3 protein-coding genes are annotated in these 10,699 nt (G+C 75.5%); 1 reads left to right on the top strand and 2 read right to left on the bottom strand.

Annotated features, from left to right (window positions below):
• Nucleotides 1–4,720, bottom strand: a 4,720-nt coding sequence (locus ABGA99_RS05095; RefSeq protein ID WP_347582213.1) for a beta-ketoacyl synthase N-terminal-like domain-containing protein, incomplete at its 3' end; no start/stop codon positions are given.
• 561 nt (nt 4,721–5,281) lie between these two features.
• On the opposite strand from ABGA99_RS05095, the gene ABGA99_RS05090 reads away from it, so the two are divergent.
• On the top strand, nt 5,282–6,052 hold the full coding sequence (locus ABGA99_RS05090) for an AfsR/SARP family transcriptional regulator (protein ID WP_347577763.1): 771 nt from the start codon (nt 5,282–5,284) through the stop codon (nt 6,050–6,052).
• Nucleotides 6,053–6,168: 116 nt separating this feature from the next.
• Here the strand turns inward: ABGA99_RS05090 and ABGA99_RS05085 are convergent, their stop codons facing one another.
• Complete coding sequence (locus ABGA99_RS05085) at nt 6,169–10,680, bottom strand: beta-ketoacyl synthase N-terminal-like domain-containing protein (protein WP_347582212.1); 4,512 nt, start codon at nt 10,678–10,680, stop codon at nt 6,169–6,171.
• Nucleotides 10,681–10,699: the final 19 nt, after the last annotated feature.

The raw sequence follows: 10,699 nt of genomic DNA, 5'->3' as shown, positions 1-10,699 counted from the left end.
CCACGGCCCGATCCGACTCCTCACCACGTGCGACGGCGTCCAGACCCGCGAGCAGCTCCGCGCGGTCCGCACCGAAGACCACCGCCCGGTGATCGAGGACGGCACGCGAACGCACCAGCGACGCGGACACCGCGTGCACGTCGGTCTCCGGGCGCTCGTTCAGCCACGCCCGCAACCGCCCCGCCTGCGCGGCCAGCGCCTCCGCCGTGTGCCCGGAGACCGGCCACACCACCGGACCCGGCGCCGACTCCGGCGCCTCCGGCGCACGGTCCGCCGCCGGTCCCTGCTCGATGATCACGTGTGCGTTCGTGCCGCTGATCCCGAACGACGACACACCCGCACGCCGCGGCCGGGCCTCGTCCACCGGCCACGGCCGCTGCTCGGTCAGCAACTCCACCGCACCCGCGGTCCAGTCGATGTGCGACGAGGGCTCATCCACGTGCAGCGTCCGCGGCAGCACACCCTCCCGCATCGCCATGACCATCTTGATCAGGCCACCGACACCGGCCGCGGCCTGCGTGTGCCCGATGTTCGACTTCAGGGACCCCAGCCACAAGGGCGGTCGATCCGCCCGGTCCTGCCCGTACGTCGCCAGCAGCGCCTGCGCCTCGATCGGGTCCCCCAGCGTCGTCCCCGTACCGTGCGCCTCCACGGCATCCACGTCCGCCGTGCCGAGCCCCGCGTTCGCGAGGGCCTGGCGGATCACCCGCTGCTGCGACGAACCGTTCGGTGCGGTGAGCCCGTTGGACGCGCCGTCCTGGTTGATCGCAGAGCCGCGTACGACGGCCAGCACCTCGTGCCCGTTCCGCCGCGCGTCCGACAGCCGCTCCACGAGCAGCAGCCCCACGCCCTCCGACCAGCCCGTCCCGTCCGCTCCGCCCGCGAACGCCTTGCAGCGCCCGTCAGGCGCGAGACCGCCCTGCCGGCTGAACTCCACGAACATGCTCGGCGAGGCCATGACCGTCACGCCGCCGGCCAGCGCGAGCGTCGACTCCCCGCTCCGCACCGACTGGCACGCCAGATGCAGCGCCACCAGCGACGACGAACACGCCGTGTCCACCGTCACCGCCGGACCCTCAAGCCCGAAGGCGTACGCCACCCGACCCGAGGCCACACTCGGCGCACTGCCGGTCAGCAGGTGCCCCTCGGCGCCGCCGCCCGGTTCACTCAGCCTCGGCCCGTACTCCTGGAACGTACCGCCGACGAACACCCCGGTCCGGCTGCCGCGGAGCGCGGACGGGTCGACTCCGGCGCGCTCGAACGCCTCCCACGCCGTCTCCAGCACCAGCCGCTGCTGCGGGTCCATCGCGGTCGCTTCCCGCGGGGAGATGCCGAAGAGCGCGGCGTCGAACGCACCCGCGTCGTACAGGAATCCGCCGTGGTGGGTCGCGGATCCGCCCGCGTGGTCCGGGTCGGTGTGCAGCAGGCCGTCGAGGTCCCAGCCCCGGTCGTCGGGGAACGGACCGATCGCGTCGGTGCCGTCGGCGACCAGGCGCCACAGCGCCTCCGGCGAGGCGACGCCGCCGGGGTAGCGGCAGGCCATGCCGACGATGGCGAGGGGTTCGTCGTCGGCCGCGCGCGCGGCGGTGGCGGTCTGGTCCTGTCCGGCTCCGGTGAGCCGGTCGTACAGGCCGGCGGCGAGCCGGAGCGGGGTGGGGTGGTCGAAGAGCAGCGAGGAGGGCAGGGCCAGGCCGGTGGCGAGGCCGAGGCGGTGGCGCAGGTCGACGGCGCCGAGGGAGTCGAGGCCGAGGTCGCGGAAGGCCCAGCGCTCCTCGACGTCGGACGGCGAGGCGTGGCCGAGGAGTCGCGCGGTCTCGGTGCGGACGAGGTCGAGCAGGAGTCGGCGGCCCGTGTGGGCGTCCCGCGCGACGAGCCGGTCGCGCCATTCCCCGGCGGCGGACGCGGCGGGCGGCTCCGGCACGGTTGCCGCCCCAGGTTCGTCGGCGACGGCCGCGCTCCCGCCGTGCGCGGGCGTGTCGGCGGGGGTGCGCGGGGCGAGCCAGTAGCTGCGGCGCTGGAAGGGGTACGTGGGCAGCGGTACGCGGACGGCGTCGGCGGGGACGAAGGCGGCTGCCCAGTCGACGTCGGCTCCGTGGGCGTACGCCGTGGCCACCGCGTCGAGAAGTTCCTGCGCGGCGGGGCGCCGGCCGCGGCCGAGGGGAACGAGGGCCAGGCCCGGTTCCTCGACGCAGTCGCGGGCCATGGTGGTGAGGGTGGCGTCCGGGCCGAGTTCGACGAACGTGGTGACGTCCGCCTCGCGCAGCCGCCGCACGCCGTCGGCGAAGCGCACGGCCTGCCGGACGTGCCGTACCCAGTAGTCGGGCGACCGCAGTTCGTCGTCCGTGGCGCGCTCGCCGGTGACGTTGGAGACGATCGGGACCGACGGGCGGTGGAAGGTGAGGGTGGCGGCGACCTCGCGGAAGGCGTCGAGCATGCCGTCCATGTGAGCGGAGTGGAAGGCGTGGCTGACGCGCAGCCGCTTCGTCCGGCGGCCCTCGCCGTGCCAGCGCTCGGCCAGGGCGAGAACCGCCGCCTCGTCGCCGGAGACGACGGTGGCGCGCGGGCCGTTGACGGCGGCGACGCAGACCGCGCCGTCCGCGGCGGCGAGGTCGGCGGTGATCTCCGCCTCGGTCGCCTCGATCGCGGCCATGGCTCCGCCGGCGGGGAGTTGCTCCATGAGCCGGCCGCGGGCGGCGACGAGGGTGCAGGCGTCGGCGAGGGAGAGCACGCCGGCGACGTGGGCCGCGGCGAGTTCGCCGACCGAGTGGCCGAGGAGCACGTCGGGGCGCAGCCCCCAGCTCTCCAGCAGCCGGTACGCGGCCGTCTCGTACGCGAACAGCGCGGGCTGCGTCCAGGCGGTGCGGTCGAGGAGCGCGGCTTCCTCCGTGCCCTCGGCGGCGGCGAGGACGGTGCGCAGCGGTACGTCGAGGTGCGGGTCGAAGGCGGCGCAGGCGGCGCCGAACGCCTCGGCGAACACCGGGAACGCGGCGACGAGTTCCAGCCCCATGCCGGGCCGCTGACTGCCCTGCCCGGAGAAGAGGAAGCCGGTGGCGCCGCGCAGGGCGGTGCCGCGCGCCGCGCCGGGGGGCGTGCGGCCCTCGGCCAGGTCGGTCAAGCCGGTCAGGAGCGCGTCGCGGTCCGCGGCGTGCAGCACGGCGCGGTGCTCGAAGGCGGCACGGTGGGCGATGAGCGTACGGGCGACGTCGGCGGGCCGGTGTCCGGGGTGCGCGGTGAGGTGGGCGGCGAGGCGCGTGGCCTGGTCGCGCAGCGCGGGTTCGCTGCGGGCGGAGAACACGTACGGCAGTGGGTGGGTGCCCTCGTCCGGGCGGTCCCCGGGCGGCGCGGGTTCGGCGGCGGAGGAGTCGGCTTCGCGCAGCACGACGTGGCAGTTGGTGCCGCCCATGCCGAAGGAGCTGACGCCGGCCACGAGAGGGCGGTCGGGATGGGGCCAGGGGCGGGTGCCGCGTACGAGGTCCAGGCGCAGGTCGCCCAGGGGGATGTCGGGGTGGGGCGCGGAGAAGTTCAGGCTGGGCGGGAGCTGCCGGTGGCGCAGCGCGAGCACCGTCTTGAGCAGGCCGGTGATGCCGGCGGCGCCTTCGAGATGGCCGACGTTGGTCTTGACGGAGCCGACGAGCAGCGGGTCGTCCGCGGGCCGGCCGGGCGCGGCGAGGGCGCCGAGGGCGGCGGCCTCCACGGGGTCGCCCAGCCGGGTGCCGGTGCCGTGCAGCTCGACGTACTGCACGTCGCCGGGGGTGAGTCCGGCGCGGCGGTAGGCGGCGCGCAGCACCTGCTCCTGGGCGTCCTGGCTGGGCTGGGTGAGGGCGGGGGTGCCGCCGTCGTTGTTCATGGCGCTGGCGCTGATGACGCCGTACACGCGGTCGCCGTCGGCGCGGGCCTGCGCCAGCGGCTTGAGGACGAGGACGACGCCGCCTTCGCCGCGTACGTAGCCGTCGGCCGCGGCGTCGAAGGTGCGGCACACGCCGGTGGGTGACAGGGCGCCGAAGCGGTCCGCGGTGAGGAATCCGTCGCCGGTGAGGGCCAGGTTCACGCCACCGCACAGCGCGATCCGCGACTCGCCGCGCCGCAGGCTCTCGCAGGCGAGGTGGACGGCGACGAGGGAGGAGGACTGGGCGGTGTCGACGGTGAGGCTCGGACCCCGCAGGCCGAGGGTGTAGGAGACGCGGTTGGCGATGACGCCGCGGCTGAGCCCGGTGGCGGTGTGCCGGCCGATACCGTCCGGGCCGTGCTCGCGGGTGACGGCGGAGTAGCCGTCGTCCATGGCGCCGACGAACACGCCGACGGGCGCGCCGTGCAGGCTCGCGGGCACGATGCCGGCCTCTTCGAGGGCTTCCCAGGCAAGCTCCAGCGCGAGCCGCTGGTGGGGGTCGACGGCGGCGGCCTCGCGGGGCGGGATGCCGAAGAAGGCGGGGTCGAACGCGTCCACGGTGTCCAGGTAGCCGGCGCGCGCGGTGCCGAGCAGCCCGGCGTCCACGAGTGCCTGCGGGGAGGGCGAGCCGGCGGGCCAGCGGCCCTCGGGCAGCGGGCGTACCGCTTCCCTGCCGTCGCGCAGCAGATCCCAGAACGCGTCCGGACCGTCGGCTCCGGGCAGGCGGCACGCCAGGCCGACGACGGCGATCGGCGCAGGACCCGCCGACGGGTCGCCGACGGCTTCCCCCGCCCGGTCCGCGTCCTGGTGGGGTTCCTGTCCGGCAACCGACATGGTCGGCAACTCCCATCACCATCCACGAGGTCCAGGCAGGCGGGATCGCACTCTGCCCGGCTGTTGCGTAGATGCTCCGCAGCGCGGCTAAAGCCGCTCTTGCCGCGACCTTTGGCCGGGGCCGGGAGCCGGCGCGTTTCAGCAGGGGTGTCATACCAGGCATGTGGGACACGGCGCCTGAGGGCGACGTTTCCCTCGGTGCCGGCAGCCGCCGGGGCATTCCGGGCGCGACCGGAACGCGGATATCGGGGCAGCGGATACCCCGCGGCGGATTCCGGGCATTTGCCGGAACGGCGGACCATCACCGCGCCTCGCCGGGGGGCGCGAATGACACGCACACGCCCCTCCGTCCTGCAACGCAATACCCCGGACAGCACCTAGGGGGGACTTAGGGGTGGGTAGGGGTTTCGGCACCCCCTACCCCCTCCATAGCCTGCAAAGGCCTGTACAGCATCGCCGCGTGACATACAAGCTCCCCTGCCTGTAGCGGCAAGAGAATTGAACAAAAGTGCCATGGAAACTGAGCACTTCGGCCTAGAGAAATTCATCGGGGGTTGAAAAGTGCAGTACGAAATACTCGGACCCGTCCGAGTGGTGGACAGCCGCGGCAGTAGATTCGTGAGCGCCAAGAAGATGCAGGTGCTCCTCGTCCTGTTACTGATCCGCGCCCGGCAGGTGGTCTCGATCGACGAGGCCATAGCCGAGATCTGGGGGCAGAACCCGCCGCGCCGCGCGACCGCGGGCATCCACGTCTACATCTCACAGCTCCGCAAGTTCCTCGGCGAGCCCGGGAGCCGGAACAACCCGATCCTCACCCGCCCGCCCGGTTACCTGCTGCACCTGGAGGACGACGAGTTCGACGTCGACCGCTTCCAGGAGCTGCTGCACCGGGGGCGCCGGCACCTGAAGGAGGGCCGGCCCGAGCAGGCCGTCACCGCCTTCGAGGACGGGCTGTCCCTGTGGCGCGGTCCGGTCCTCGGGGATCTGTGCGACGGCCCGATCATCGCGGGCTTCGCCACCTGGCTCGAGGAAACCCGCCTGGAGTACCTGGAGTGGTTGATCGAGGCGCAGTTGAGCCTCGGTCTGCACCGCGAGCTGATCGGCCGGCTGTCCGCGCTGACGGCGGAGTATCCCCTGCGGGAGACGTTCTACCGGCAGTTGATGCTGGCCCTGTGCCGCTCGGAGCGGCAGGCCGACGCGCTGCGGACGTACCAGCAGGCCAGGACCCGGCTCAACGAGGAACTCGGCCTGGAGCCCTGCCGGGCGCTGCGCAACCTGCAGCAGGCCATCCTCGTCGCCGACGAGCGGCTGGAGCTGCCCGCGGCGGTCTGACGGGCCGCCCGGGTCGGAGACGACGAGGGGCGGGCGAAGCCACCGGCTTCGCCCGCCCCTTCGGCTTGCCCGTCCCGGCCGGATCCCGTGGTCGGCCACGGGACCCGGCCCCGGTCTCAGGCCCGTACCGGCTGGCGCAGCCGCGCGGCCATCTCCGCCAGGACCCGCCCACCGCTCTGGTCCCCGTGGACGAAGAAGTGATCGCCCGGTACGACCAAAAGCTCGAACCCGGCGCCCGTCAACGGCCGCCACCCGTCGGCGTCCTGCTCCGCGACCACCGGATCTCCGGCACCGTGGAACGCGGTCACCGGCACCCGCAGCGGCGCCTCCGCCGGGTCGTGCCGGTAGCTCTGCACCACCCGCAGGTCCGAGTAGCCGGCGCCGTCCATGGCCACGTCCGCCTTGCCCGCAAGGTGCTCGCCCAGCTCCGCACGCAGCGCCGTGTCGTAGAGCCGCGGCTGCGCCCGCCGGACCCGCGCCAGCTCCTCGTGCTCCGGCATCTGCTCGAAACCGAGCCGCTGGGTCACCGCGCGCAGCCGGGCGCCGAGGGGATTCTCGCCGCCGGTCGGCGCGCTGAACGCGCCGACGAACAGGTGCCGCAGCAGCTCCCCGTACTCCGCGCCCAGCCGGTGGGCCAGCCGGTACGCGAGGAGGGCGCCCATGCTGTGCCCGTAGAAGGCGAACGGCCGGTCCAGGTAGGGCTTGAGCGCCTGTGCGACGGCGTCGACGGCCTCGTCGGCGTCGACGAGGCAGCGCTCGTCGGCGCGCTCCTCGCGGCCGGGCAACTGCACGGGCACCACCTCGACACGGGCGTCCGCGCCGCCCGGCCAGTCCCGGTACAGGGAGGCGCCGCGACCGCCGTACGGCAGGCAGAACAGCCGCACGGCGGCGTCGTCCTGCGGCGTGACCGGCAGCCAGAGCCTGCCGTCCACGTCGTACGGGCGGGGCGCGGCCGGCTCGTCGCCCGCGACGGAGCCCACGAGCCGCTCCACCACCTCGTCCAGTGAGGGCCCCGCGATGAGCAGGTCGACCGGGAGGTCGACGCCGGTCTCGGCGCGTACCCGCTGGCGCAGCTCCAGCGCGGCGAGGGAGTCCAGGCCCGTCTCGGCGAGCGGCCGGCTGCTCGGCACCTCGGCGGGCGGGAGTTGCAGCAGTTCGGCGACCATGCCGGTGAGCAGGTCACGCAGCGCGGCGGCGCCGTCCTGGCCGTGGAAGCGCTGCCGCGCCGCGTCGTCGCGGACGTCGTCGGCGGGCGGCTCGTAGGTGCCGGTGCTCGGGCTGATGACGCTGATCTCGGTGCCGCGGCCCCAGCCGACGGCCGCGCCGTCCTCCGCGCACAGCAGGTGCTCGCCGACCAGCAGGTCCCCGACCGGCGCGGTCAGCCGGACGTGGCACCACAGGGCGCCCTCGGCGGGCGCGCCGAAGCCGACCTCGCCGAGGCGGGCGGTCATGAACAGGTCGCGCTCGGCCAGTTGCGGGCCGGCGGCGAGCGCGTAGAGCTGGATGCAGGCGTCCAGCATCCCGGCGGGCACGGGGAGTGCGCGGTCCGGGCGGCCGGCGGCGGCGCCGGTCTCGGCGGGCGTCGGCAGGCGGAACCGCGCCAGCACCTCGCCCTCGCCGAGCCACGCCTCGTCGACCCACTCGACGGACGGGCCCAGGGGGACGCCGCGTTCGGCCATCTGCCGGTAGAACTCGGCGCCTTCGAAGCGTACGGGGCAGCGCTCGCGGATCTCCGCCCGCGCCGCCTCGGGCAGCGGCCCCGGCGCCGCCCCCCCGCCGTCGGGACGCAGCCGTCCTGCGGCGTGCCGGTGCCAGCCCTCCTCGCCGGAGGGCTGCGGTGACGAGTCGCCGGCGTCCCGGCTGTGTACGGAGAACTCCGCCCAGCCGTCGCCGTCCGCCGGGCCGACCGCCAGGTGCACGGTGCGCTCCTGGCCGCGGGCGAGCGTCAGCGCCCGCTCGAACCGTAGGTCGTCAAGCCGCAGCCCGGTGCCCGTGCGGGCCGCGGCGGCCAGCAGCTCCTGGTAGTAACCGACGTGCAGGACCCCCGCGGTGTCGGCGACCTCGGGCAGGACCGCGCGGCTGACGGCGGTCGTGTACTGGCGCTGCGCGAGCGGCGAGGCGACCTGCCGCAGGCCGAGCGCCCCCACGGGTGCATGGGACCCGGACGCCGCGGGAGCGGCATCGAATGCCGCGGCGTCCGGGCGGTGCGTACGGCGTCGGAACGTGTGGCCCGGCAGGTCCAGCCGGGTCCGCTCGTAGCCGTCGTCGCAGGCGGACCAGTCGACGTCCTGGCCGGCGACGTGCCGGTCCGCAAGCCAGTCGAGGAGTTCCGCCCAGATGTCGTCGCCGGGCAGCCCGCGGACCTCGCCGTCGGCGGGCCGCGCCGCGGGACCGCCGAGGTGGACGAGGGTGTCGTAGCCGTGCGCGGCGAGCGCCGCGGCGGCTGCCCCGGGGCGGACGCCGGGGCCGGGACGCAGCCAGAACCCGGGGTCGGCGGCCTGGTCCGCGCCCGCCTCGCCGGCGTCGGGCCCGTGCAGCAGCCGCAGCGCGCGCGGGCGCTGCGGCGGGGCGGCCGGCGGGGCGGCGGCGCCGTGCCGCGCGGCGAGCAGGGCGCCGGCGGTCGCGGCGTCGAGGGCGCCGCTGAGGACGGCGGCGGCGAGGTCACCGGGTGCGGCGCCGCCGGCGACGGCCCCGGCGGCGATGCCCCAGTCGGCGAGCGTGCGCACCAGTGCGATCTGGCAGGCCACGGTCCGTACGTCGGCGGCGAGCGCGGGGGTGGACGCGCCGTCCGACTCCGCGGCCGGGGGCCGCAGTTCGGCGGTGCAGCGGTCGACGTGCGCGCGGAAGCCCGGGTGGGTGGCGTACAGCGTCTCGGTGATGCGCTCCGCGGCGGACGCGGAGGCGTCGAGGAGGAAGGCGACCGGCGGCGCGGGCGCCCGGTCGCGCGCGCCGACCGCCTCGGCCGCCGCGATCTGCCGCCGGGGCGCGGCCGGCTCGGGGCCTTCGCCCGCGGCGAGCGCGGCGAGCCGGCGCCCGAGGTTCTCGCGCGAGGCGGTGACGAACGCGGTGCGGTGGGCGAAGTGCGCGCGGCGGGCGGTGGCGGTGTGGCAGAAGTCGGCGAGCGTCGCGTCGGGGTGCGTCGCGAGCCACTGGCCGTGCCGGGCGGCGGCCTCGCGCAGGCCCTCGGGGTCGCGCGCGGAGAGCGCGAAGACGTGCGCGGGGCGCTCGGGCCCCGCGGTGCGCGCTGGTTGGGCGTCCGGTTCGGTGAGCACGACGTGCACGTTGGTGCCGGAGAAGCCGAAGGAGCTGACGCCCGCGGTACGGGGCCGGCCGTCGCCGCGGCGCGGCCACGTCGCCGTGCGGTCGCACAGCGCCACCGGCAGCCGCTCGACGCCGAGCCGGGGGTTGGGCTTGTTCAGGTGCAGCCCGCCGGGGATCTCGCCGTGCCGCAGCGCGAGCACGGTCTTGATCAGGCCCGCCACCCCGGCGGCGGCCTCCAGGTGCCCGATGTTGGACTTGACGGCGCCGATACGCAGCGGCGACGCGGGGTCGCGGTCGGCACAGAGCACGTCGGCGGCGGCGCGCACCTCGATCGGATCACCGAGCGAGGTGCCGGTGCCGTGCGCCTCCAGGTAGTCCACGGCCCGCGGCTCGACCCCCGCCGCGGCCACGGCGTCGGCGATCAGCTCGCGCTGCGCGCGGCCGTTCGGGACGGTCAGGCCGCTGGTGCGGCCGTCGTGGTTGACGGCGGAGCCGCGGATGAGGGCGAGGACCGGGGCGCGTACGGCGGCGGCGTCCGAGGCGCGCATGAGGGCGACCATGCCGCTGCCCTCGGAGCGTACGTAGCCGTCGGCGGCTTCGTCGAAGACCTTGCACTTGCCGTCCTCGGCCAGCGCCTCCATCCGGCACAGCGCGACCATCACGGCGGGCGACATCATGGCGCTGACCCCGCCGGCCAGGGCGGCGGTGCACTCTCCGCGGCGCAGACTCTCGACCGCCAGGTGCACCGCGAGCAGCGACGACGAGCACGCCGTGTCCACCGCGAGGGCCGGGCCGCGCAGTCCGAAGGTGTGCGCCACGCGGCCGGCGGCGACACTGATCGCGGAGCCGGTGGCGGTGTACGGACCCGCCGCGCGCGGCGACCGGGGCAGCAGGGTGTTCTCCGAGCCGGAGACGCCGACGAAGACGCCGACGTGCCGCTCGGCCGTCGTCCCCGACAGCAGCCCGGCGCTCTCCAGCGCCTGCCAGCTCGTCTCCAGCAGCAGCCGGTGCTGCGGGTCCATGTCGCGGGCCTCGGCGTCGGTGATGCCGAAGAACCCGGCGTCGAACGCGTGGGCGCCCTCGGCGAGGAACCCGCCGCGGCGGGTGTACGAGGTCCCGGGCTCGTTCCGGTCGGAGGAGTACCAGCCCTCGACGGGCCACCTGTCCCCCGGTACGTCCACGACGCCGTCGCGGCCCTCGCGCAGCAGCTCCCAGAACCGCTCCGGGCCGTCCGCGCCGCCGGGGAAGCGGCAGCCGAGGCCGACGACGGCGATGGGCTCCTCGGCCCGCGCGCGCAGCTCGTCGACCTGCTCGCGCAAGGCGCGTACGGCCTCCAGGGAACGCCTCAGCAGTGCCTTGTCCGTCATCGCCGTTTCCTCTCCCCCG

The organism is Streptomyces sp. B5E4, assembly GCF_039871555.1.
In the GTDB taxonomy this organism is placed as follows: Bacteria; Actinomycetota; Actinomycetes; order Streptomycetales; family Streptomycetaceae; genus Streptomyces.
Note: the sequence above shows the minus strand (reverse complement) of the source record. Positions and strands in the feature narration are given on the sequence as shown.

What these genes read in the sequence shown, in the direction of transcription:
- ABGA99_RS05085 (WP_347582212.1), bottom strand. Translation starts at nt 10,680, where the DNA reads ATGACGGACAAGGCACTGCTGAGGCGTTCCCTGGAGGCCGTACGCGCC.